This is a genomic window from Geobacillus sp. FSL W8-0026 (assembly GCF_037966255.1).
GTDB lineage: Bacteria > Bacillota > Bacilli > Bacillales > Anoxybacillaceae > Geobacillus > Geobacillus icigianus.
Genome location: NZ_CP150194.1, coordinates 2784715 through 2806756, shown reverse-complemented (window position 1 = coordinate 2806756; position 22042 = coordinate 2784715). Strand labels below are relative to the sequence as shown.

The 22042-nt window shown below is 45.1% G+C and carries 21 protein-coding genes and 3 pseudogenes; 6 read left to right on the top strand and 18 right to left on the bottom strand.

From position 1 onward, the window contains the following. Positions 1 to 123: 123 nt before the first annotated feature. The 5 genes from NST29_RS14060 to NST29_RS14040 all read right to left on the bottom strand — a co-directional run bounded on the left by NST29_RS14060 (position 124) and on the right by NST29_RS14040 (position 3210). Positions 124 to 426: a metal-sulfur cluster assembly factor gene (locus NST29_RS14060; RefSeq protein ID WP_033019186.1), complete on the bottom strand. Its 303-nt coding sequence runs from the start codon at positions 424 to 426 to the stop codon at positions 124 to 126. Positions 427 to 589: 163 nt separating this feature from the next. Continuing rightward, the gene (locus NST29_RS14055) at positions 590 to 1840 is read right to left on the bottom strand and encodes a hypothetical protein (protein ID WP_081917018.1); all 1251 of its coding nucleotides are present in this window, start codon (positions 1838 to 1840) and stop codon (positions 590 to 592) included. Continuing rightward, on the bottom strand, positions 1837 to 2046 hold the full coding sequence (locus NST29_RS14050) for a DUF2249 domain-containing protein (RefSeq protein ID WP_033019181.1): 210 nt from the start codon (positions 2044 to 2046) through the stop codon (positions 1837 to 1839). Before NST29_RS14050 ends, NST29_RS14055 begins: the two co-directional genes overlap by 4 nt. A gap of 3 nt (positions 2047 to 2049) precedes the next feature. Further along, positions 2050 to 2283, bottom strand: a complete 234-nt coding sequence (locus tag NST29_RS14045; protein WP_033019179.1) for a DUF2249 domain-containing protein — start codon at positions 2281 to 2283, stop codon at positions 2050 to 2052. 234 nt (positions 2284 to 2517) lie between these two features. Continuing rightward, a complete protein-coding gene (locus NST29_RS14040; RefSeq protein ID WP_033019177.1) occupies positions 2518 to 3210 on the bottom strand; it encodes a Crp/Fnr family transcriptional regulator in 693 nt (230 codons plus the stop codon). A 235-nt stretch (positions 3211 to 3445) separates the two neighbouring features. Between NST29_RS14040 and NST29_RS14035 the strand changes: the two genes are divergently transcribed. Then, complete coding sequence (locus NST29_RS14035) at positions 3446 to 5809, top strand: nitric-oxide reductase large subunit (protein WP_033019176.1); 2364 nt, start codon at positions 3446 to 3448, stop codon at positions 5807 to 5809. A 324-nt stretch (positions 5810 to 6133) separates the two neighbouring features. Here the strand turns inward: NST29_RS14035 and NST29_RS14030 are convergent, their stop codons facing one another. The 3 genes from NST29_RS14030 to NST29_RS14020 all read right to left on the bottom strand — a co-directional run bounded on the left by NST29_RS14030 (position 6134) and on the right by NST29_RS14020 (position 8459). Then, on the bottom strand, positions 6134 to 6856 hold the full coding sequence (locus NST29_RS14030) for a repeat-containing protein (RefSeq protein ID WP_033019174.1): 723 nt from the start codon (positions 6854 to 6856) through the stop codon (positions 6134 to 6136). A gap of 585 nt (positions 6857 to 7441) precedes the next feature. Continuing rightward, positions 7442 to 7609, bottom strand: a complete 168-nt coding sequence (locus NST29_RS14025) for a hypothetical protein (RefSeq protein WP_172418623.1) — start codon at positions 7607 to 7609, stop codon at positions 7442 to 7444. A 205-nt stretch (positions 7610 to 7814) separates the two neighbouring features. Further along, positions 7815 to 8459 carry an ABC transporter ATP-binding protein gene (locus tag NST29_RS14020; protein ID WP_061912273.1) on the bottom strand — a complete coding sequence of 215 codons (645 nt, stop codon included), beginning with the start codon at positions 8457 to 8459 and terminating at the stop codon, positions 7815 to 7817. A 185-nt stretch (positions 8460 to 8644) separates the two neighbouring features. On the opposite strand from NST29_RS14020, the gene NST29_RS14015 reads away from it, so the two are divergent. Beyond that, positions 8645 to 9832, top strand: a complete 1188-nt coding sequence (locus NST29_RS14015; RefSeq protein ID WP_339232299.1) for an IS701 family transposase — start codon at positions 8645 to 8647, stop codon at positions 9830 to 9832. A gap of 33 nt (positions 9833 to 9865) precedes the next feature. Here NST29_RS14015 and NST29_RS14010 read toward each other — a convergent pair whose 3' ends face one another. The 5 genes from NST29_RS14010 to NST29_RS13990 all read right to left on the bottom strand — a co-directional run bounded on the left by NST29_RS14010 (position 9866) and on the right by NST29_RS13990 (position 14238). After that, complete coding sequence (locus NST29_RS14010; RefSeq protein WP_339232296.1) at positions 9866 to 10747, bottom strand: hypothetical protein; 882 nt, start codon at positions 10745 to 10747, stop codon at positions 9866 to 9868. Positions 10748 to 10871: 124 nt separating this feature from the next. Then, positions 10872 to 12320, bottom strand: coding sequence for an IS66-like element ISGst1 family transposase (locus NST29_RS14005; protein ID WP_033019592.1), 1449 nt, complete (start codon positions 12318 to 12320; stop codon positions 10872 to 10874). Positions 12321 to 12407: 87 nt separating this feature from the next. Further along, positions 12408 to 12980, bottom strand: a complete 573-nt coding sequence (locus NST29_RS14000) for a hypothetical protein (RefSeq protein ID WP_339232295.1) — start codon at positions 12978 to 12980, stop codon at positions 12408 to 12410. Between the two features lie 3 nt (positions 12981 to 12983). Beyond that, on the bottom strand, positions 12984 to 13766 hold the full coding sequence (locus NST29_RS13995) for an ABC transporter permease (protein WP_033018164.1): 783 nt from the start codon (positions 13764 to 13766) through the stop codon (positions 12984 to 12986). A 91-nt stretch (positions 13767 to 13857) separates the two neighbouring features. Next, complete coding sequence (locus NST29_RS13990; RefSeq protein ID WP_131385633.1) at positions 13858 to 14238, bottom strand: hypothetical protein; 381 nt, start codon at positions 14236 to 14238, stop codon at positions 13858 to 13860. A gap of 26 nt (positions 14239 to 14264) precedes the next feature. Here NST29_RS13990 and NST29_RS13985 point away from each other — a divergent pair, with 26 nt between their 5' ends. After that, a complete protein-coding gene (locus NST29_RS13985) occupies positions 14265 to 14843 on the top strand; it encodes a molybdenum cofactor guanylyltransferase (RefSeq protein ID WP_033018165.1) in 579 nt (192 codons plus the stop codon). A gap of 204 nt (positions 14844 to 15047) precedes the next feature. On the opposite strand, the pseudogene NST29_RS13980 reads toward NST29_RS13985, so the two are convergent. The 3 genes and pseudogenes from NST29_RS13980 to NST29_RS13970 all read right to left on the bottom strand — a co-directional run. Beyond that, positions 15048 to 15281: pseudogene (locus NST29_RS13980) on the bottom strand (transcriptional regulator); the annotation flags it as partial. Positions 15282 to 15285: 4 nt separating this feature from the next. Then, positions 15286 to 16335: a hypothetical protein gene (locus NST29_RS13975; protein ID WP_235597959.1), complete on the bottom strand. Its 1050-nt coding sequence runs from the start codon at positions 16333 to 16335 to the stop codon at positions 15286 to 15288. A gap of 66 nt (positions 16336 to 16401) precedes the next feature. Continuing rightward, a complete protein-coding gene (locus tag NST29_RS13970) occupies positions 16402 to 16809 on the bottom strand; it encodes a hypothetical protein (RefSeq protein WP_153017128.1) in 408 nt (135 codons plus the stop codon). 361 nt (positions 16810 to 17170) lie between these two features. Between NST29_RS13970 and NST29_RS13965 the strand changes: the two genes are divergently transcribed. Continuing rightward, positions 17171 to 18289 carry a TIGR04053 family radical SAM/SPASM domain-containing protein gene (locus NST29_RS13965; RefSeq protein WP_033022769.1) on the top strand — a complete coding sequence of 373 codons (1119 nt, stop codon included), beginning with the start codon at positions 17171 to 17173 and terminating at the stop codon, positions 18287 to 18289. 266 nt (positions 18290 to 18555) lie between these two features. Here the strand turns inward: NST29_RS13965 and NST29_RS13960 are convergent. Further along, positions 18556 to 19725: pseudogene (locus NST29_RS13960) on the bottom strand (ISL3 family transposase). Positions 19726 to 19974: 249 nt separating this feature from the next. Here NST29_RS13960 and NST29_RS13955 point away from each other — a divergent pair. After that, positions 19975 to 21144 carry an RNase A-like domain-containing protein gene (locus NST29_RS13955; protein ID WP_033022767.1) on the top strand — a complete coding sequence of 390 codons (1170 nt, stop codon included), beginning with the start codon at positions 19975 to 19977 and terminating at the stop codon, positions 21142 to 21144. 20 nt (positions 21145 to 21164) lie between these two features. After that, the gene (locus NST29_RS13950) at positions 21165 to 21467 is read left to right on the top strand and encodes a contact-dependent growth inhibition system immunity protein (protein ID WP_008879021.1); all 303 of its coding nucleotides are present in this window, start codon (positions 21165 to 21167) and stop codon (positions 21465 to 21467) included. A gap of 217 nt (positions 21468 to 21684) precedes the next feature. On the opposite strand, the pseudogene NST29_RS13945 reads toward NST29_RS13950, so the two are convergent. Then, positions 21685 to 21816: pseudogene (locus NST29_RS13945) on the bottom strand (LuxR C-terminal-related transcriptional regulator); the annotation flags it as partial. Between the last annotated feature and the right edge of the window lie 226 nt (positions 21817 to 22042).

The window sequence follows — 22042 nt, the reverse complement described above, 5'->3', positions numbered from 1 at the left end:
CTGCTGTTTTCATCCGTTCTCAAGTTGTCACGCGCAGGCATCGCGGCTTACGCTTTCTTCAACTTACGATCGTTAAGGGAAGGTCGATTTTTCCTTTGTCGCTTGCTTTTTCTGTAAAGCGGTTTAGGCAAAATAACCAAGCTGCCGCAGCGCTTCTTCGCTCATTCGCTCCGGCGTCCACGGCGGGTTCCACGTCAATTGGACACGCACGTCGTGGATGCCGTCGATTTGTTCCAACGCCCGCTTGACGCCGCCGGCAATCGAGTCATGAAGCGGGCAGCCGGGGGTTGTGAGCGTCATGAGCACATCGATTTGGCCGTCTTGAATTTGCAAGCGGTAAATCAGCCCTAAGTCGACTACGTTAATGCCAAGCTCCGGGTCAATGACCGTTTTCAGCTGATGAATGGCGAGTTCAAGAATATCCATGTTGATTCCCTCCTTGATTGTCATTTCCAAAAGGCTAGGAAGACGCGATGTTCCAGCACTTGTTCTTAGCCAAAAAGACATGATGCCTGACTGTTTCTCAAACGAGGCGATTGGCTGTCAAAGCGCCCTCATCGATGCGCCGGGCCGCTGGTGGCCGATGTCGTTATTTGCGCAAGACCGCTAAAATCGTGCCGGCAAACAAGATGCTGAGTCCAGCAAATAGCGTTTGGAAGGCGGCAAACAGCGTAGTGTTGGTGAACAAAAGCGCCGCCGCGGCGAGCACCAAGGCAACAGCGAACAGAAGACACTGAACGGTGATCAACCGTTCATTCATCATTTGTTTTAACGTCGGTACATTTTCTTGACCGACTTTTTCACTGTAGCGATGGGTCCACCATAAAAACGGCACGATTTTGAACAAATAGCCGATGATGCTAAACACGATCCAGCCGACAATGAATAGATAAACAATGATGCCAAGCAGCCGTCCGCTGCCGATGACGATGGCGGCGAAGGCGGCAACGTGCAGCCCAAGGCCGATGACGATGGCGGATAACGAAAACCGAAACGGGCGATCGAGCGCTTTTTTCATCCGTTTTTGCAAAATCGCATAGATGTGCCAAGCGAAAAGAGCGAATCCAGCCGCCAGCAAAGAGGAGCCGACCGCTAGCCATGTCTGGCCCGGCAGGAACAGGCTGATCAGCCCCACCGCAATTCCGCTCGTATACAGTGCATAGACGTAGCGCGCCGGCCGCATCGAAAAGCCGTGGGCGAGGGAAAACATCGGCGCCATTTTATACGAAAAGCCCATAATGAGCAGGGTAAACCAGCCGCATAGCCCAAACAGCACATGCAGGCCGAACACCGTTTCATGACTGTTGGCGCCTGTGGCGGCGAAAAAGTGAAAGGCAAGCAACGCCCCGGCGGCGCCCGTCAACAGCAAAAACAACAAGGAAGTCGCGACAAACAGCGTCATGATCGTTTTGTTTTTTTGCTGCTTTAATGTCATCGCCATTTGCCAGACAAACAGCACGATGCCGAACAGCAGAAGCAAGCTAGGGAGGAACGTCTCGTTTGGCGCCAATGCTAAGCTGGCGGCAACGGTGACGATGCCGAGAGCGGTGATCGCAAACTGCCAAAAACCGAGCCGCTCGCTCCAAATCGGTGTCAAAAAGGCGACCGGAACGAGCTGGTACATCGCCCCCATCGCCGCCATTAAGGCGAAGCCGAGCAAGGCCAAATGGGCCGCCGCCCACACGAGCGGCAGTCGGAACGCGCCGCCGCTCATTGCGGGAACAGCCGCCAGCAGCACAAGCTGTGATGCGGCGAACGCCAGCACGGCGAAAATGATAAAGGAAAACGGAAGGCGGATGTCCGTCTCCGTTCCGGTGCGGGCCGGAAACATGGCGCTCATCCTTTCGTAATCCGAATTTCAAAGCTGCCGTCTTCACGCGCGAGCGTCTCGTGCCGGTAGCCAAGCTCGTCAAGCTGCTCGTACAAAAACATCGGTCGGCGATCGTTAATGATCGTTAGCGTCTCGCCAAGGTTCAGCTTAGCGAGGGCAGCGAGCGTCCGCATCATCGGCTGCGGCGGCTCGAGTCCGCGGTTATCGAGGATCATCGGTCATTCCCCCTGCTTCACAAACGTTACTTTCCAATGTTTTTTTTCGATTTGTTCCACTTCGTACGTAAATCCTTTTGCTTTCATAATTGGAAACAACGGCAGCGGCTTGAACGGGGCGTGTAAAATGAACGTATCGCCCGGCTGCAGCGGCTTGATGGCGTTCATAATTTTTTCAAACGGTTCCCGCTTTTGCCGCAAATCTTCGCGTACATCGAGTTCAATCGTTGTGGCCATCCACATTCCCTCCTTTTTGCTATTATGATAATCATTTTCATTATGGAATGTTGTGATATAGCTCACAACTACGCGGTCGGAATACGATATGTCTGCCTCCGGTTCGAAAACGATAGATGGTTTGTTCCGAACGTGCGATGTACAGTCATTTCCTTGCCATCTGACTCTCAATTGAGGATAAGGGTGGCATTCATCCCCATTTTCACGATAAACCGCATGTTAGACAAAAGGGGATTAGAAAAAGATTTCTTGCTCAAGCCCTTCTTGGTCGATCAAATAAAAGCCGTGTTTGTCGACATGGATCAACCCTTTCCGTTTCAGCTGGCTCAACGTCCGGCTGACCGTTTCGCGGGCGGTGCCGATCATATTGGCCAGCTCACGGTTTGTCACATGGGCGGTGAGACGGTGCCACTTCCCTTGTTTGACGGCATTCGTCCGCGTCAGCCGCAGCAAAAGCAGCACGATTTGTTCGTACGTATTATGAAGCACTTGCGCTTCGAGCCGGTTTTGCAAGTCAACAATTTTTTCGCCCATGACGCGAAACAGCTTCATGCATAGCTCAGGGCTGGCCATCAGCACTTGTTCAAAATCATGGATGGAGATCGCGATCAATGTCGCTTCTTCCATCACTTCGGCGTGAGCCGGGTAGGCGCCTTTTAAGAAAAAGCCGGCGTGCGGAAACATTTCCCCTGTCTGCAAAATCGAAACGATTTGTTCTTTTCCGCTTACATCTGTTTTGTAAATTTTCACTGTGCCGGAATGAATGAAATAGACGCGCTCTAACGGGTCGCCTTGCATAAAGACAAACGTCCGCGGCTTGTAGACGCGCACATGGGAAATGGCGACAAGCGAATCGAGCTCGTAATCCGACAGTTCACGAAACAACGGAACGGCTTTTAAGCGGTCTTTCATCCAATGGTGCGCCATGGCGTTCTCTCCCTACATAAAAATGTGACAAAATGATAACAATGGCCAAGCGGGGACTCGATCGGTTCTCTGTTTGAAAACTTGCGTCGTTCAGCACATTCTGCTTTCATTGTATAAATTCCTACACCGAAAAGCTGTGATATAAATCATCGTTGACATTTGTCCCGGCTCACAAACCGCCAAACGATCAGCGCGCTACAATGGGGGCGAACAAACGAGAAGGAGGTTGCCTCACATGGAAGTGAACCGAACGGTCCGCCCTAACATCTGGCCTAGGCGGCAAACGACAAACAGTTTTCTTAAATCAATTCTCATTTTCACTATTTTGATCAGCTTTACCGTGCTGCTTGTCGGCGGGTATTGGATCTTTAAAGAAATGGCGCCAAGGCCGAAAGAGGTGCGCAGTGAAAGCGGCCAAGTGTTGATGACGAAAGAAACGATCGTCGGCGGGCAAGCCGTCTTCCAAAAATACGGATTGATGGATTATGGCACGGTGCTTGGCCATGGATCGTATATGGGGCCGGACTATACGGCGGAAGCGTTGAAAGTGTACACGGAAGGCATGCAAGATTACAAAGCGAAAGAGCGGTATAACAAACCGTTTGCTGATTTAACGGACGATGAGAAGTCGATCATCCGTGAACAAGTGATAAAAGAGATGCGGAAAAACCGTTACAACCCGGTAACCGATGTGCTTGTCCTGACAGATGCGCAAGTCTACGGGTTGGAAAAAGTGCGCGACTATTACCGCGATGTTTTCACCAATGGCGATGGTTGGGGATTGAAAAAAGGATTAATCAAAGAAAGCGACATGCCAAAAGCGGATCGCGCTTGGGTTGCGAATGGCGATCAAATCCGACAGATTGCCGACTTTTTCTTCTGGACCGCCTGGTTGTCGAGTACACCAAGACTTGGCGACGAGATCACATATACGAACAACTGGCCGTACTATGAGGACGCCGGCAATACGATGTCGTTTTCCGCGGTATGGTGGAGCGGTGCGAGCGTCACGATTTTGATTTTGTTTATCGGGATCATTTTGTACGTATTCCATCGCTACCAATTAAGCATGCAAGAAGCGTATGCCGAAGGGAAGTTTCCGACCATCGATTTGCGGCGGCACCCGCTGACTCCGTCGCAAGTGAAAGCAGGCAAATATTTTGTTATCGTGTCAGCGCTCTTTTTCGTCCAAACGATGTTTGGGGCATTGCTTGCCCACTACTATACAGAACCGGACAGCTTCTTTGGTATCAAATGGATTCACGACGTATTGCCATTTAACATAGCCAAAGGGTATCATTTGCAGCTGGCGATTTTCTGGATTGCGACCGCATGGCTTGGCATGGGGATTTTCATCGCCCCGCTCGTCGGTGGACAAGAACCGAAAAAGCAAGGGTTGCTCGTTGATTTGCTCTTCTGGGCGCTTGTTGTCCTTGTCGCCGGCAGCATGATCGGCCAATGGCTCGGCGTCAACGGCTATTTAGGAAACGAATGGTTCCTGTTTGGCCATCAAGGTTGGGAATACATTGAGCTCGGCCGCATCTGGCAAATCATTTTGGTGGTCGGCATGCTCCTTTGGCTGTTCATCGTCTTCCGCGGCGTCAAACGCGAGCTGAAGCGGGAAAGCGACAAAGGCGGGCTCATCCACTTGCTGTTTTACTCAGCCATTGCCGTTCCGTTCTTTTACATCTTCGCGTTCTTTATGAAACCAGATACGAACTTTACGATGGCTGACTTTTGGCGCTGGTGGATCATCCATTTATGGGTAGAGGGCATTTTCGAAGTGTTCGCCGTTGTCGTCATCGGGTTCTTGCTTGTTCAACTGCGGCTCGTGACGAAACATTCGACGGTTCGGGCGCTTTACTTCCAATTTACGATTTTATTAGGCAGCGGTGTCATCGGCATCGGTCACCACTATTATTATAACGGTTCGCCGGAAGTATGGATCGCTCTTGGCGCGGTGTTCTCGGCGCTCGAAGTCATTCCGCTTACGCTCCTTATTTTGGAAGCGTACGAACAATATAAAATGATGCGTGACGGCGGAGTCAACTTCCCGTATAAAGCAGCGTTTTGGTTTTTGATTTCCACAGCGATTTGGAACTTAGTCGGCGCGGGTGTGTTTGGTTTCTTGATCAACTTGCCAGCGGTTAGCTACTTTGAACACGGACAATTCTTAACGCCGGCTCACGGCCACGCGGCGATGATGGGCGTGTACGGTATGTTTGCCATTGCTGTACTTCTTTACTCACTGCGCAACATCGTCAAACCGGAAGCATGGAATGACAAATGGCTGAAGTTCTCATGTTGGATGTTAAACATCGGACTCGCCGGCATGGTTGTTATCACGCTCCTTCCAGTCGGGATTTTGCAAATGAAAGAGGCGTTTACCCGCGGTTACTGGGCGTCGCGCTCGTCTTCGTTCCTGCAGCAAGACATTGTACAAAACTTGTTGCTGCTCCGAGCCGTTCCGGATACGATCTTTTTGAGCGGCGTCGTCGCCTTGCTTGTCTTTGCCATCAAAGCGATGTTCCATTTGCGCAAGCCTACGCACAGTGAAGGGGAAGAGCTGCCGGTGGCGAATTTGGCAGAGGAAGAATAACAAAAACGGGGCTGACCCAAAACGCGAATGCGTTTTGGGATTAGCCCTTTTTGACACGAAATAGAATCGTTCGTTTTCTAACAGAATAGAAGTCGCCATAACCACTATCATCGAAAAAGGCCGATTCTTTTATGACATATCATCATATTTTTGCAGAGTGTATCATAGATAATCTCACATTGCCAAGTGATATTATTCTTATGGATAAATATGGATCATGTAGTTCGCCAAATGGTTGAGTGCATTCCGATGGAGACGTTTCTTCCTTAAAACTATAAAGGCGGCCGCGCCTCAAAAAGACAAGGAGAGATGCTTCATCCTTGATCATGTGGTCTTAATCAGGCGAATGCTGGAAATTACTGCTTCTTGTTCAATCGAACGCCTAGAAAGAAGATCTAAAATCCGTTCGTGCTTTTCCATGTTTTGTTCCATCTTCTTAACGATTTGATTCGTTTCAAGCACTGCTTGTTGGACGAAAACAAACTCTTGCTTCGTGACCATATTGGCTTTGACATGATCTAATTCTTTCATTAGGTTGTTCTTTACGTCCTCAAGCTCCTGTTTGGTAGCCATGTTGGCTTTGATGTCCTCAAGCTCCTGTTTGGTAGCCATATTGGCTTTAATGTCTTCGATTTCTTTTGTGAAACTATGCTTCACTTCTTCAAGTTCTTGTTTGGTGGCCATGTTGGCTCTAATGTCTTCAAACTCTTTTGTGAAACTATACTTCACTTCTTCAAGTTCTTGTTTGGTGGCCATGTTGGCTCTAATGTCTTCAAACTCTTTGGTGAAACTATGCTTCACTTCTTCAAGTTCTTGTTTCGTTGCCATGTTAGCTTTAATATCTTCCAGTTCTTTTGAGAAGCTTTGTTTTACTTCTTCAAGCTCCTGTTTGGTGGCCATGTTGGCTCTAATGTCTTCAAACTCTTTGGTGAAACTATGCTTCACTTCTTCAAGCTCCTGTTTCGTTGCCATGTTTGTTTTGATATCGCTTACTTCATGTTCGATTACTTGGAGCTTGTTCAAAATTTGGTTCAATATCGCTTCCAAAGAAAATCCTCCCTTCTAATATATAGTAGCCTTGCAAAAGCGTGTGGTGGTGAATCGCTCCTTTCTTTTGAGAACTGGGGAAACGAGTGTGTAGAGTAAGTGGTTGAGGAAAGGGATGGGATTGTAGCGCAGAACACATGAGGATCATCGTTCCCCTTTCATAATTATAAATGATTCACAGAAATTTGAACATAGTGTTTTGGGTCATTGTCCCTTTGCATCCGTCTAGGAAAAGGAGTGCATAGTCCGTACGGTCATGTTAATCGCGACAGCCGCATTGTTTTGGCGAAAATCGAACTTCCTTTCTTTGTAATTAAGGAGAAACCGAAAAGGCTGGTGATTTCGTGCAAAATACCGCTGAGTTCCACCCATTTCTCAATGAGAGACACCTCGCAGCATCAGCTTTCTTTTCTGAATGAAAATGCCTCCGATTGGTGTGTGACAGCGGTTTTTCGCCGGCCTTCTAAGATTTAGTCGGAATCGTTCATGATCAATATACGATGAAAAAAAGAAAGAGCTGGCTCCAAAAGTCCGCTTGTTAGCAGATGTTTGGGTCAGCTCCCTTTCATTTGTGAACGTTTTCAATCACTGGTGGCATTTATCTGGCGTAGCGTGTTCGGTTTCCTTTTGCTTGTCATGGCATGGAAAGCAGTACAACATCTCGGTTTCGCGACTGACCACTCCGTTTAAAAAACCATGCAAACAATGGATCGGCTTGCCGCATTGCGCGCAAAAGCCAACAAGCTCTTCCAACCGCCATTTCTCCTTTCGTGGGGATTGAACATGTTCAACTGCGGGCGGCGACGCTCGCCATCGCCGCCGAAGGCGATGGCAGTTATGATGCAAGTATATAATTTATTATATTACAAAGAAGGCCAATGTTATGAGCCAATTTGTTAAAAGGACGGTAAAAAGCAAACTTTTCGGGTCAGCTTCACCATATTTCATAATTTATGCTTTATGAAACAACAGGTTCTAATCGGTATCTATTGATACGAAAAACTCGATCACATAAAATATCTATATCCTCTTGATTATGGCTTGTCAACAAAATGGTACGCCCTTCATTTTTGAAAGATAATAGTAAATGGCGAATGGTATTGACACTTTCAGCATCCAGTGCATTGAATGGTTCATCTAATATAAGTATTTGTTGGTCTTCCATAATCGCTTGGGCAATTGCTAGCTTCTGCTTCATTCCTAAAGAGTAATGTTTCACTTTTTGCTTTGCTTGTGGTTGCAATCCAACTTTTTTCATTGTTTCTGCTATTTTTTCATCACTAATCTTTCCTCTGATCATGGCCAATTCCTTTAAATTTTGAAAACCAGTTTTATTAGCTATATATCTAGGACGATCGATAATAATTCCGATATTATCTGGGAATCTTTTGCTCTTCCCGATTTCTACTCCATCGACAACAATGCTCCCCTCATCTGGAAATACAAATCCACAAATCATTTTAAATAAAACAGATTTACCCGAGCCATTCGGGCCCACAATCCCACATATACTTCCTTTTTCGATTTCCAAATTGACGTTTTGAAACAGTGTTAATCCTTTATAAGATTTACTTACATTTTTTAAGGAAATCATCATTGACATATTCCATCCCACCCATATTGATGTTTTTATATCTTTACACTTTGCTTCAATAAATAGTCAATAATAGACTGTAGATGAGCAAATTTGCTAACATAAATTGACAGCTAAACAAAAAAGGAGACATGAACCCAGCTCCTTGAGTAAAATAGATGTGCTCAAACTACCCGCAAGGAGGTTCATGTCTCATGAATAGATTAGCACATCATCAAGGAATCCACAAGTTTTTCATGACGCTGGGATTGGCGCTTTATTTCTCGAAACCGGTCATCAAGCATCTCGTTCATATTGTGGATGCCTTGACTACCAAGGGATTTTCGGGAACATTGACCGATGTCCATCACTGGAGTTTTCATCCCAATCATCGAACCACGCTCAGCCATTTTTTCACGAAAAGCCCTTGGGATGAAGAGACGTTGCTTCGCAAACTCCAGCAATGGATCCTTCATCGCATCCAGCGAATCGCCAAACAGGAGAATCAACCCCTTTTTGTTTCGATTGATGATACGATTTGCCAAAAAACGAAGCCTTCGTCACGGGCTGCCCGCGCCATTCAAGGGTGTGATTGGCACTACTCGCACAAAGATCATCAATCCGTTTGGGGGCATTCGCTCGTTTGGCGGATGGTGCATACTTTCTCGCAAGCGTTCCCGTTCGCCTTTCGTCTGTATGACAAGACGGCGGGAAGAAGCAAGATCGACCTAGCGATCGAGATGCTTTCCTCGCTCAAGGGGAAACGGGCTCAGCCGGTGTATGTGCTCATGGATTCGTGGTATCCGTCCCAAGCGCTCATCGAAGCCTGCCTGAAACAAGGATTCCATGTCATCGCCATGCTCAAGACGAACCGGATTCTCTATCCGAAAGGTATCGCCATCCAAGCGAAGAAGTTCGCCCGCTATATCGAGCCCAACGACACCCGCCTCGTCACGGTGGGGAAGGAGCGTTACCGCGTGTATCGCTACGAGGGAGCGATCCATGGCCTCGATGACGCGGTGGTGCTGCTGGCTTGGAAGGCGGATGAACCGATGACGCCAGATCATCTCCATGTCGTCTTGAGCACCGACCGGGAGCTAGGCGATGAAGAGATCTTGCGTTATTATGCCCAGCGCTGGACGATCGAATGCTTTTTCCGGCAGGCCAAAGACCAGCTGAAGCTCGATGGGTACCGTGTTCGTCACATTCGGGCGGTGAAACGGTATTGGGCCGTGGTGCTGTTCGCCTGCGTATACAGCATCGCCGAATCTCAGCAAGACCTCTCTTCCGGCCTGGAGCTTCTTCGGTCTCGGAAAGGGCACAGCGTCGTCGAGTTCATCTACGATGCCGCGAAGCAAGATATTCCCATTGATGTGATCAAAAAACAGCTCCATGTCGCCTAAGGGGTCCCCTGTTTGTCTCTTAGGGCATGGAAATTATTGTAATGAAAAATGCTCATCTACAGTAATAGAATATGAAATCACATTCGCCGCAACTAAAATAAGGGTTAGATAATAAGGAGAATCGTCCTCCAAATAAATAATGCTATTTAATCCTACAGGTATGATCCCTTTTGAATTAATCCCAGGCAACATGAGAAGCATTAGTATACTGGTCAGAACAACTCCATATATTGATTCTTTATTGATCCAAGAAAATATAAAGACAAGACTTATATAAAAAATGACTTGTAAAAAACCATTAACAAGGAAGTGATAAATCACTTCATGTAGAGGATTGGGAAGCAGAGTTAGCGAAAAACCGACGTTGGCTCCAAAACAAACAGCTAATGCTAGCGAAAGAATAATCAGTATGAATAAGAAGTAACCGCTTATTGCCATTAACTTTGTCATCCAGCTCCAAAACCATTTCCTTAAGCTCTTGAAACGAATAATTTTATAATATCCTAACTGCTCAATCTCATTGCTTAGAAAAAGCAGTTGAATTAAATAAACCAATCCGAAAAATACCACTGAGTAAAAGAAAAACGGAATATAGGCAAAACGATCAGCACTAACCCCAATAAAAGACATCGCGAAGACATCCCAAATTGTCACAGCAGAGGATTGAGCTAATGATCGAGCTGTTGCTCCGATCCCCATGACACAAATAGAAAAATAAGCAACAATGGGCATAGATGATTTGATAGAATGAATGTATATTTTTTTATTTAAGTCCAAAAATTTCAAAAACCATATACAAACAACCAAAAAAATGATCACGATACTAAAAATGGGGAGCGGAGAATGAAAAGCACGTACCCCATTAGTGATTGATAAAAAGCAAACAGGTGACAAGAAAGCAAATTTAGTCGGCAATAGCTTAAACCCTATACCGCTGTACAGGAAAAAGAAAACACTAAGAAAAAGGTAACTATTCACCCCAGTGCTAGTGTATAAAAAAGCCCAGCACAAATAGGGCATTTCGGTCATAGAAAATGCCCTAGGTAGCGGAAAGAACTCGATCGATCGTTTCGCCTGCCAACAGAAGACATAACGAATCCCACACGTTTTTTTCGTGTTTCGTCAGTGTGGAAACGATGCTTCTTGCGATGCAAAACGACTGCGCGAATGTTTCTTCGCGAAACGTACCCGAAATGTTCTCTTTGACTTTGACCATGCGAAGATCGCGTTCGGCTTGGTTGTTATCAAAGGGAACATGTACTTCACGTAAGAAACGCAGCGCTTCTTCCTTTCGTTTTTGAAGGCGTCGAACAAAAGCGAGTGCTTTTTTCGGAAGAGGCGTCATCGTTTCTAATCGGTGTTGTGCTCTTTCTAGGATGCGATCATACACTCGTTCCCACCGTCTCGCTTCTTCTTCGGAAAGTGCACCGTGATGGGCTTCGACGGCTTGCTTGGCGGCTAACAGAAACGTGGTCATGCGCATCGCCCACGTATGCCCCTGTTCGATGAATCCTTTTAACTCACGCAAATGGTGGGCATGACAAAGGGCATGGGTGGCATGTGTGTATTTCGGATACGTACCGAACGCATCGTGCATCATCGTCCCTTCATATCGGGGAAGAATCCCGATATCATCGGTCGCTTTTTTTCCACGAGAAGCGTGAGGAGCCAAGTATGTATATCTCGATGTACACGCGACATGCACCCATGCGAGTTTCCCATTGATGCGCAAACTCGTTTCATCGACATGCAGGATGTTGGATTCAAGTAAGGCGTCTTCGATGATGTCCATATTGGATTCCAACGATTCGCGTCCTCGTTTCACCATATTGGCAAGAGTTCCCGTACTAATCGAGTGTTGATATAACGCTTCGATTGTATCACTTAAACGCTTGTACGGGATCAATTGGATATGATGTAAATAAACAACGAGCGCCGTGAGCCGTGGACCGTATTGCACATGATTCGTGACATGGGATGGGAATTCGGCTTGTTGCACGCATCGACAATGTGGACACGATTTCACTTCACGTTCATGTTGTGTCACCTCGATCGCCACAGGAGGGACATCAAACACTTGACGGATATCGACTTTGAACGGTTTGACTTCACGCAAAGAAGCTCCACATCCTTGACACGTATGCACACGGTGGACGACACGATGATGTGGATGTTCCACTTGACGGAGCGTCTTCCCCTCATGTCCCTCTTGCCCACCAAGCTTTTTGCCAGACGGCTCGCGGGAGGAACGCTTTTTCTCAAAACGGTCAGAAGATGGGGGCAAATGGCTATTGGAGCTGTTTTTTTTCGTGCGTGCTTCCAGCTCTTGAACACGGTACTTCAGTTGTTCATTTTCTTTGCGTAGCTGTTTGTTTTCTTTCAACAGTTGCTCAATGACTTGTTGTTGGTGAGTAATGAGCTGCTTTTGTTGTTGGGCTTTGCTGATTAAGCTTTCAACTGTAAATACAGCTTGTTGTACCGTCAACATGCGATTCACCTCCTTGTCTATCAATATTCACATCATGGACAGGAAAAGCAAAAAATATTCAGCTCACTTTATGATGTGGCTGAATAGTTACAGAAAAAGAATCAAATTCTTTTTTTTCGTTAATACGTATATGATCGCAAAAGCGATATGTAACAGTGAAAAGGTAAAGAGCAACAAAAGCAATTGTGCTATGAAGGCAAATATAGGTTTGTGAAAGAAATACACAAGTTTGTCAAGTGTATTAGTAGAAGATGCTATCTTACTAACCTCACTCCATTCCCACGAATGGGGAAATCCAATTGCCATAAATAAAGACATAAACCCCCATAGAAACAGCAATGGAAAAGCCATTCGCCAGAAATTTTTGAAGGAATAATAGATCCATTTCTTGAACGACCCTAAACGAATTAAAATTTGATAATCAAAGTCGATTACAATCGACTTTATGAAAAACAATAATGCAATGGGAACAACGAAATAAAGAATGAGATAGGGATCAGTTAACAAGCGCAAAGACACATCCCAGTTGTTGAAGTGTAATCGCTGTTGATGTGCCGTTTGAATGATCTCGCTTTTAAGCATTGCGCCATAAAAATAAAAGACAGCACCTACACCTATCCATTTTATACTAATCATATTCTCCATATTCTCGCGTTTCATAACTTAGATCATCCATTCATTCTCATTTCGTATCGAAAATACCAAAACTATAGTTAAAATAATGAGTAACAACGAAAACGGAACGAACACGGTCCATAAAGGTTGCTGTTCAATATTGAAAGGAAAAATTGTACTAAGCGGCGAGAAAACAGCGAAATTCAATAAACCGGTCACAAAGTTAAAAAGCTGATAGAACAGAAACGGGATGGATAAAGCGACGAATGGATTGCTGACATTTAACAATAACAGAAAAGCAATGGTAGAATAAACGACGCCATTTAGGGCAACCCATAAAGAATAAACAAGCCCGTACGTGAACTCTCCGTACGATAAAAACTGTGAGAAAGTTACAGCAGGTATTCGCATATGTTCGTTAGAAGAGCTATAATGAATGATTCCTAATTTCTGTTCAAAATACACGATAAAAACGAACGGAAGAAAAATGAGCAAAAATATGACAAGCCCTGTTAGCAGAGCATTGATCAACCCTTTGCTAATTATGTAAGTATGCAATGGAACTCTAGTACGGGTATACGTAATAAACTTGTTTCTTTGTTCCTGTAAAAAAGAAGGTAAATAAATGATGATAGCGATAACAGGAAAGAGCAACGGAATAATACCTGACACTGTTTCATGAAATACTTCGATAGGTTTATAAAACTGGTACCCGTCTTTCACCATATAAAACCTAGCTGTTGGCAGCAAAACAATCAGACCTAGCCAAAACAATATATTTTTTTTTGTAAGTGCCCTTTTTAATTCGACCATCAATTGATGATGTAACATGTTTTTCACTCCCTAGTCCCTGCTTGTACTACTCCACCGAACACCAATAAACCGACCGATAAACTGGATAAAGCTAATTTCTTTTTCAAATTCAACTACCTCCTATAATACTTCTATAATTATACATACTATTTTTTTTTATTTTCAAGAGAATTCTTACATAAAAATGAGAAGGATATTTGGTATCCATTGTCGAAGGAAGTTTTGGCATCCAAGGAGTTGCGGCATCATGAGCGTTCAAATCCGTTGCTAATAGAATTTTGTTCACGGATGCAAGCTTTTGTAGGGTTATCGATCTATCTGGAGTCCCGTCAATCCGCAATGCTAAACTTGAGCCAGCGACGTTGGACGGCTGCTCACTGGAGAGTATGGTTATCTCAATGATGACCGTAAATAACAGGAACAGCAAAATTCCTTCCCTAATCTGCATTTCATAAAAAACAGCAAGATATGAATGATCAACTTTTGACAATAGCAGGCTCCGGAAAGGGGAGTGTGATGAAACAAACGATTGCTGGAGTGGTGCTGGCCGGCGGCCAGTCGCGCCGGTTCGGGCGGCCAAAGGCGTTCGCGTTGCATCAAGGCGCGCCGTTTTTCGCTTGGTCTGTCGCCGCGCTGGCTCCGATCGCCGATGAGTTGTATCTCATTAGCCATCCGGCGCTTGTCGGCGAGTTTCGTCGGCGAACGGACATCCCGGTGCTGCTCGATGTGGAGCGTTACCGCGGTTTTGGGCCGCTTGCCGGCATTTACACCGCCATGGAACAGAGCCGATCCGATTGGGTGTTCATTCTGCCGTGCGACATGCCGTATATGAATAAGGACGTAACGGAACGGCTCGCCGCCTATGCCGATCCGTCCTTTGACGCCGTCGTCCCGCTCCATGACGGCCGCCCGGAGCCATTGGTTGCCCTATACCACCGGCGGCTTCGCCCGCTGATCGCCAAGCTGCTTGATGCCGGTGAACGACGGATGGGTTCGCTTCTTGACGGCGCCCGCGTCCGCTATGTTGACGCCCAACCGCTTGCCGCCGATGAAACCGTATGGCGCAATGTCAATACCGAGGAAGAGTATCGATAAGATGGGAGGATCCATCTTTTGCTGATCGGAAGAGCGATCCTTGACCACCCGGCTCTTCACCACCCAATGTACTTGATACAGAAAGACGCTCATGATGAAAAATGATTTTGCCTGTCCAATAGCGTTCCATCGTCGTCAATAAAAGGTCAATGCTGAAACGGCAACAGTGCGAAAAAAGAGCCGAACGACCTCGGCTCTTTTGCGTTATTGGACTGGAGATTGGTTTTGATCCATTTCCTTCGCCAACTCTGCCACTTCGGCGACAGTCAGCCCCGTTCGTTTCGCGACTTCGTGAATCGGCAGGACGTCAAGCAAGTTTTTCGCGATTTCGATGGCTTTCTGTTTTTCCGCTTGTTTGACCGCTTTCTCTTTTTCCTGTTCTAGATCTTCTACGAGTAAACGAAAAACTTTATTCATTTTCATCCACTCTTTTCTTCTAACCTTATCGTATTTCATAAAGATTGGCAAAGTTTAGGAAAATATTGCTTTTGCCTTTTTTTATATCATTTAGATGAATGAAACTCTCTTCCCTTGGATTGTTGTTAATTAACAAGAAAGACCGCTCTTTGCTAGATGAAATGATTTCTTTTGGAATAGGGATGATAAAATCCTGATCTTTTGGTTGTTCAAACGTATAAGAACGAGATTGTTTTCCTGTTACTCCATATATATTTCCTTCCATATCAAAAAACATGATCTCCTCTACCATGTTGTGGGGACTTTGATCAATTCGAACATACCGTGCTTTATTAGCCTCTTCTACCTCTAAAGGAGTGAAACGATCATTTAACAAAACAACAGATGGCAGACCAAACTTGTTGCTTTTACTGGGTTCCTTCTTAAATATCTTTTGAACATGATCCAATTTTATATGTGATGATATTTCAGAGAAATCATTTTTATTTCTTTTACTCACTAATACCTTCGTTACAGGTATGTTTTCCGTAAAAAATCGTTTTTGATCTTTATCAATTAAAATAGGCAAATACTCACTAAAATCATAATTATTTGATACTTGAACACGAATCGGAATTTTTAAGGATCCGTTTCCTTTCATATGAATATCATAATACGTATATTTTTTGTTGTTAATCAAAAATTCGGTAAATTTTTGATTATGGAAAATAAACAGTCGAAAGTGACGATCTCTATCTTTTAGACTATCAATGATAAAGTTGAACGTGAATTGTTTCATTCCAGATTGTAAAGAAATAATATCAACCGATTCATTATCAATCATCCACTTTTTTTTCAGTTTCGAATCAACTGTAAATGAAGTTGCGGTATCAGGAATAAATCCAAGCTGTTCCTGCGCATTATTGGGTATAATAAAATGCTCATTTTCATGGAAAGAGATAGTATCACTTGTATGCAAGGGTTGTCTCTTTTCTTTTTTTAAAAAATTATTGCATCCTGAAAACAGTAATACAGAAAGCATGATGAGTGCTATAATGAAATAGCTTTTTTTTCGGTTCATTTTGTCATTTTCCACCTTCCGTTTTTCACCTTGATGAAAAAGCTCAAAATGTCAAAGCATTTTGAGCTTTTGGTTTTTTTATTAAAATCTTATACTATCTCCTGTATCAGCCATATAAATATTAGTAGAAGTTGATAATGTGTGATGGGAAGTAGCTCGATATTCCCATCCAGAAGGAATACTTACTGGATAATGAGAAACTGTTGCTGTATCAGTAGTTTTTCCTAACCCAGTATCTTGCTTAGTACCTAGAGAGTTTCCATTAAGCATTAACGTCGTAGTCACTCCATGAGATGAAAGAGTAACTTTACTCGTCGTTTTTCCAACAGCCTTTACTTCACTAACAGGATACGCATTTGGAGAAATTCCTTTAATCGACGAGGATGCCGAAGATTCTGAAACATAAATATACGTGGAGCCTGTCCCTACTGTGGATATAGAGATTGATCCTTGAGCCGTCACTTTTCCGGTTTCTACTACTGCTTTCAAGTTTGCTTCATTGCTATAATGGATGGCATTTTCCTACAATTTTGAAACACTGTCTTTATTCTCTTCTGCAAAAACTCCTCCTGAAGAAAAAGAAATCAAAGAAGCGGACAAGGCTGTGGCAAGTCCGAATTTAAAAAATTTCATTTTCTTCATTTCCTATCCCCCATTTCTCATTTTTTGCAATTTTATTATAAATTATTAAAAATAAACTTTCAACACCAGTGTATGTGCTCATGGATTCCTAGTATCCGTCCTAAGCGCTTATCGAAGCCTGTCTGAACCGCCGTTGGCTGTAGATGTGATGGATATCACATAACGCGTCCAGCCATTGCGGTACAATGGAGGCCAAGGAGGGAATGGGATGCGCGATTTCAATGAAAATCCGTTTATTGTGATTTGGGAATTGACCAGGGCGTGTCAATTAAAATGCCTTCATTGCCGCGCCGAGGCACAATATCACCGCGACCCGCGCGAGTTGACGTTTGAGGAAGGGAAAAAGCTCATTGACGAGATTTACGATATGGATCAGCCGATGCTCGTTTTTACCGGCGGTGATCCGCTCATGCGGCCGGATGTGTACGATTTGGCGAAATATGCGATCGATAAAGGGTTGCGCGTGTCAATGACGCCAAGCGCGACGCCTAACGTGACGAAAGAGGCGATCCGCAAGGCGAAAGAAGTCGGCTTGGCGCGCTGGGCGTTCAGCCTTGACGGACCGAACGCCGAGATTCACGACCATTTCCGCGGCACGAGCGGCTCGTTTGCTTTGACGATCCGTGCGATTCAATACTTGCATGAGCTCGACATTCCCGTGCAAATCAACACCGTCATTTCGCGGTACAACGTTCATGTGCTTGATGAAATGGCGGAATTGGTTGAGAAGCTGAAATGCGTTCTTTGGAGCGTCTTTTTCCTCGTCCCGACCGGAAGAGGAAAAGAATCGGACATGATTTCCCCCGTCGAGCATGAGCGAGTGTTCCGCTGGCTGTATGAGACGAGCAAACGCGTTCCGTTTGACATTAAAACGACGGCCGCCCAGCATTACCGCCGCGTTGTGCTGCAGGCGAAAATGCGCGAAGGAAAAACGGCGAACAACGGCATTCACTACGAAGATGTCTTGAATAAAGGATTAACTGGGCAAGTCGACGGGCTTGGCCGCGCGCCGAGAGGGGTGAATGACGGCAACGGCTTCATCTTTATTTCCCATATTGGCGACGTTTATCCAAGCGGGCTGTTGCCGGTCAAAGCCGGGAACATCCGGGAAACGCCGCTGGCCGACATTTACCGGCATTCGCCGATTTTCCAAGACTTGCGCAATCCGGACAAATACAAAGGAAAATGCGGCGTCTGCGAATTTCGCCACGTGTGCGGCGGCTCGCGTTCACGCGCTTACGCCGTAACGGGCGACTATTTGGAAAGCGAACCGTACTGCATCTATATTCCGAAGGCGCTGCGAAACAAAGGAACAAATTGTTGCTAGGCCAACGATTGATCAACATCACATTTGGATGTTAGGTTGTCTTTCTCTTTTCGAAGGGAGCACCCGCTTTGTTTATGTTTGATTTTGCGCTTGACAAAGAAAGACATTCATTATCCAAGAATGAACGAATTGTCATGGTCACACTTGGGCTGGTTGAGCGCTGACACTCGATTAGCACTACAGGTTAGGTATAAATAATCACTAGACACGTTGTAAAAAATGGTAATAAAACGGTTCATCACCAAAAGATGTACTTGATTTTTACGTTAAAATGTGATAGAGGTCTCTAGACAGACACGCAAAGTAAAACGCTGGATATTTCGATACCCATATCCTCGCCTTTTGATCCATTTTATTTTGTTGTTGATTCCTTCCATTGGACCATTGGAGTAAGAAAAAACGATGCAAGAAAGCACGGCGTCTCTTCGGGTGATGAGTGCCTTGGCAATACGGCGTACGGCGGCACAGTCGCTAAAAAGGTACCGGTCAAACCATTGGGTCAAACGAGTTTCGGCTTGCTTTCTTGTTTGGCTTTTGGATACGTAACGGAAATGTTGAAGGGCTTGATAGACATCACGTAAATAAGCACTTTCTTGGCACCATTGTCGAACTTCCTGTCTCTCTTCTTCTGTTCATTTTTCTGGACGTTGGCTTAACAATCGGCACACGCGGCGAACGCTTCCGTGTTTGGTTCCGCCTTTGGCAAGGGATTTGCGACAACGTTCCAGTGCATCGGTGAATAACTGAATCACATGGAAGTGGTCAAGAACATGGATGGCTTTTGGACATACCTTTTCCATGGCTTTTCTCATGGCAGGAGCCAAGTCGCTGACCACATACTTCACTTTGGAGGCGACGGGTTGAAGCGCCTCCACAATGGCTTCTTTATTTTTTCCAGAAGCAATGGAAAGGACATTCCGAGTCTGTGTGTCCATCACCGCTACTCCGTCATCATGTCCCTTTCGGAAAGCGAATTCATCCACACATACGACGGTAGGATTCGATGTTGGTAAAAGAGCCGGGGTATATTGATAAAACCAGCGTTCTACGGTCGTGTAGGCGAGTGGTAACAAGCGAGCGACTTCTTGAATCGTTTTTCCGATGCATAACTGGGCGACCCAATGTTGAAACGATTCCGTCGCGATACTGTGAGACGGAAGTCCCGGATCAGAAACGGTGAACGTCAGAAAACAGGCTTGGCAACGCCGTCTTTCGATGGGAAGTTCAATCCAAAATAAACCGACCGTATTGGTATAGCCATGAATCCATTGTTTCCGTTTCGATGACATGTTGATGGTTCGTCCGAAGCAAGTCGGGCAGATCGGACAATGAGGAGGGAGGGAACGTTCAAAAATCCATCGTTCTTCCTCTTTTCGTTCTCCTTGAATAAGAAAGCTTGGTAAAGTGATCAAATCTTTGATAAACGGAGATGGCATGCGAAATTTCCTCCATGGTTGATGGTTTGGTTACCTTTACCATACAGGAAATTTCGCATTTTTTGTACCCTTGATCAGAAAACAACTTGATTGTCAAGTACATTTTGTGGTGAAGAGCCAATAAAATCATAATTTACACTATATTAGCTTATGTTACCATTTATACAAAGCATAAGCGGAGAGTGAAGAAAGAATGTCTTACATGTCAAGCGTGTTGGATCATGATTATGAAAGGGTGCAGTGCGGGCAATGATTCATGTAAAGCCAGATGAGCTAGAAACAGTCGCTGGACATATTCCCGATGCGGAAGATGCGTGTCAGCGGGCGCGGATGACGTTATCGTGGGAGCTCTCTTCCCTTGCGATGAATCTCCCCGGCGTCAGCACGTCCGCAATCGAAGAGCTGAGGGATGAACTCGTTCATTGGCTGAGGCGTTATGAAGAAAAGCTTAATGAAGCCGAAGAGCTGTTGTATCGCACCGCCGCAGCGATGCGTCAAGCCGACCAAACGCTGGCCGACAACATGAAGGAATTCGGATTAGAACTGATTGGTTGGTACGACTTGCAACGCGTGTTCGGGGAGTACGACCCAGTCACTGGAGAGCGCCTATCGTTTGGTGATCGGCTGTTGGCAGGAGGAATGTTGATTGCGTCGATTGCTCCTCCCGCAAAAGGAGTCGGCATGGCAGGAAAAGCGGCGACCAAGGGAGCGAAAGCGATCGACACCGCCTCTACCCTGTCGAAAGTGAAGCATGTCGTGCGTTATGATAAAGTGAAAGTGTTCTTCCAAAGGATCTACCATCAAGTCATCAAAGCGCCATTGGTGGAAACCGCTCGCCTGTTCAAGACGCAATGGGACCAATTAGTGCAGAGCATCGCTTCCATTTCAATGCAGCCGGTATATGCCGGAGTGGGTTCAGCGCCTCGGATGTTGATGAATGAGGCGAAAGATGTATCTCGCCATATGATTCAGAAAGTCGATAATGTGATTGAGAAGGGGACGACTAATGTTAAACCTAAAGATTTTAGTCCTCTAGCTCCTGGAGGAGGATTAGCTGCACATGAGGCTCGGGGCGGGCATCTAATTGCCAGACATGTTGGGAAGACAGATGAAGAGTTATTACAACGCTTAAAAGATAATCCTAAAATAAAAGGGGCATCGACTTTCAAAGATCGAGCTACGGCTGAAAGAGTAGCCAGCGAAGTTTTAAACGATCCAAATAACCAGAAAATGATCCAAGAATGGTTAAGCAATCCAAAAGCGAAATCGACTTTGGTTCTGCCTTATCAAGGTACAGAAATTATTGGCCGCGGGGTACAAAGAGGTTCGACGACAGTTGAAAATATGACAAATGCTAAGATAGTATTAAAGAAAGATGGGGCAGGGAATTTTATTTTAACTGGTTATCCAACTCAATAACGGAATGGAGGGTAAGATGCTTGCTGATCAAAAATAATCCGGGAGATCCAGTTTTTCAGTTTCTAGCTGGAACGTTTCATCAAGACATTGATTCGCCTGAGGAAGCATTACAAGAATTGTTAACAGAAGAAAGTAAGGAATATCTTGAGTCTGCGATTGCATTTTTAACGGAATTCATTAATAGCGAGTATTCAGATGATGAAAAGAATGAATACATACAACACTGTGCAGACGGGGTATATTTTCCTGCCCTTGGAGTGACTCCAATCCAATGGCTAAAAAGTGTAGTAGAACAATTAAGGGAAGCTGTAAAAACAAAATAGAATAGTAGATGGTCAATGACCTTGAATGAGTCAAAACTCTTTCAAGGTTTCTTTATTATAGTCAGAATGTTCGATTTTTACCGATCACATTTTCTTAACGTTATCTGCCTAGCGTTGTCGAATCTCTTTAAGATGTTTAGAGATAGCCATTTGGCTGATTGGAGGAGTGGTGCTTGATCAAACGTATTCTTTTTTCGACTCTCCCCTAAAACCGCGGTTACTGAAGCAATCCAAGCATAAACGCTTTTCCTACCGCTCCGGACCGTGATTTGACGTTCAGCTTTCGCAAAATGGATGATACGTGGTGTTCGACAGTTCGTTTACTAATGTTCAACTGTTCAACGATTTCACTGATATGCAGAATAACCGAGAGGTTGGCTCTTCATGTCGCATGTATATATAAGAGGGGATCCGATCATAAGCTCGATCGGTTTCGAGTGTGTAACGGGTTCGTACTGTCTGAAATTAGCAAATACCAAAATCCCCCTTGTTCTCATATGTACTAAGTGATATAATACAGTTGCAGAACACGTGCATGATCATGTTTCTCCTCGTATAGAAGTATATGGGAAGGG

What these genes read in the sequence shown, in the direction of transcription:
- NST29_RS13965 (WP_033022769.1), top strand. Translation starts at nt 17,171, where the DNA reads ATGCGCGATTTCAATGAAAATCCGTTTATTGTGATTTGGGAATTGACC.
- NST29_RS14015 (WP_339232299.1), top strand. Translation starts at nt 8,645, where the DNA reads ATGAATAGATTAGCACATCATCAAGGAATCCACAAGTTTTTCATGACG.
- NST29_RS13955 (WP_033022767.1), top strand. Translation starts at nt 19,975, where the DNA reads ATGATTCATGTAAAGCCAGATGAGCTAGAAACAGTCGCTGGACATATT.
- NST29_RS13995 (WP_033018164.1), bottom strand. Translation starts at nt 13,766, where the DNA reads ATGTTACATCATCAATTGATGGTCGAATTAAAAAGGGCACTTACAAAA.
- NST29_RS14055 (WP_081917018.1), bottom strand. Translation starts at nt 1,840, where the DNA reads ATGAGCGCCATGTTTCCGGCCCGCACCGGAACGGAGACGGACATCCGC.
- NST29_RS14050 (WP_033019181.1), bottom strand. Translation starts at nt 2,046, where the DNA reads ATGATCCTCGATAACCGCGGACTCGAGCCGCCGCAGCCGATGATGCGG.
- NST29_RS14000 (WP_339232295.1), bottom strand. Translation starts at nt 12,980, where the DNA reads ATGAAACGCGAGAATATGGAGAATATGATTAGTATAAAATGGATAGGT.
- NST29_RS14020 (WP_061912273.1), bottom strand. Translation starts at nt 8,459, where the DNA reads ATGTCAATGATGATTTCCTTAAAAAATGTAAGTAAATCTTATAAAGGA.
- NST29_RS14005 (WP_033019592.1), bottom strand. Translation starts at nt 12,320, where the DNA reads ATGTTGACGGTACAACAAGCTGTATTTACAGTTGAAAGCTTAATCAGC.
- NST29_RS14045 (WP_033019179.1), bottom strand. Translation starts at nt 2,283, where the DNA reads ATGGCCACAACGATTGAACTCGATGTACGCGAAGATTTGCGGCAAAAG.
- NST29_RS14040 (WP_033019177.1), bottom strand. Translation starts at nt 3,210, where the DNA reads ATGGCGCACCATTGGATGAAAGACCGCTTAAAAGCCGTTCCGTTGTTT.
- NST29_RS14060 (WP_033019186.1), bottom strand. Translation starts at nt 426, where the DNA reads ATGGATATTCTTGAACTCGCCATTCATCAGCTGAAAACGGTCATTGAC.
- NST29_RS13985 (WP_033018165.1), top strand. Translation starts at nt 14,265, where the DNA reads ATGAAACAAACGATTGCTGGAGTGGTGCTGGCCGGCGGCCAGTCGCGC.
- NST29_RS14035 (WP_033019176.1), top strand. Translation starts at nt 3,446, where the DNA reads ATGGAAGTGAACCGAACGGTCCGCCCTAACATCTGGCCTAGGCGGCAA.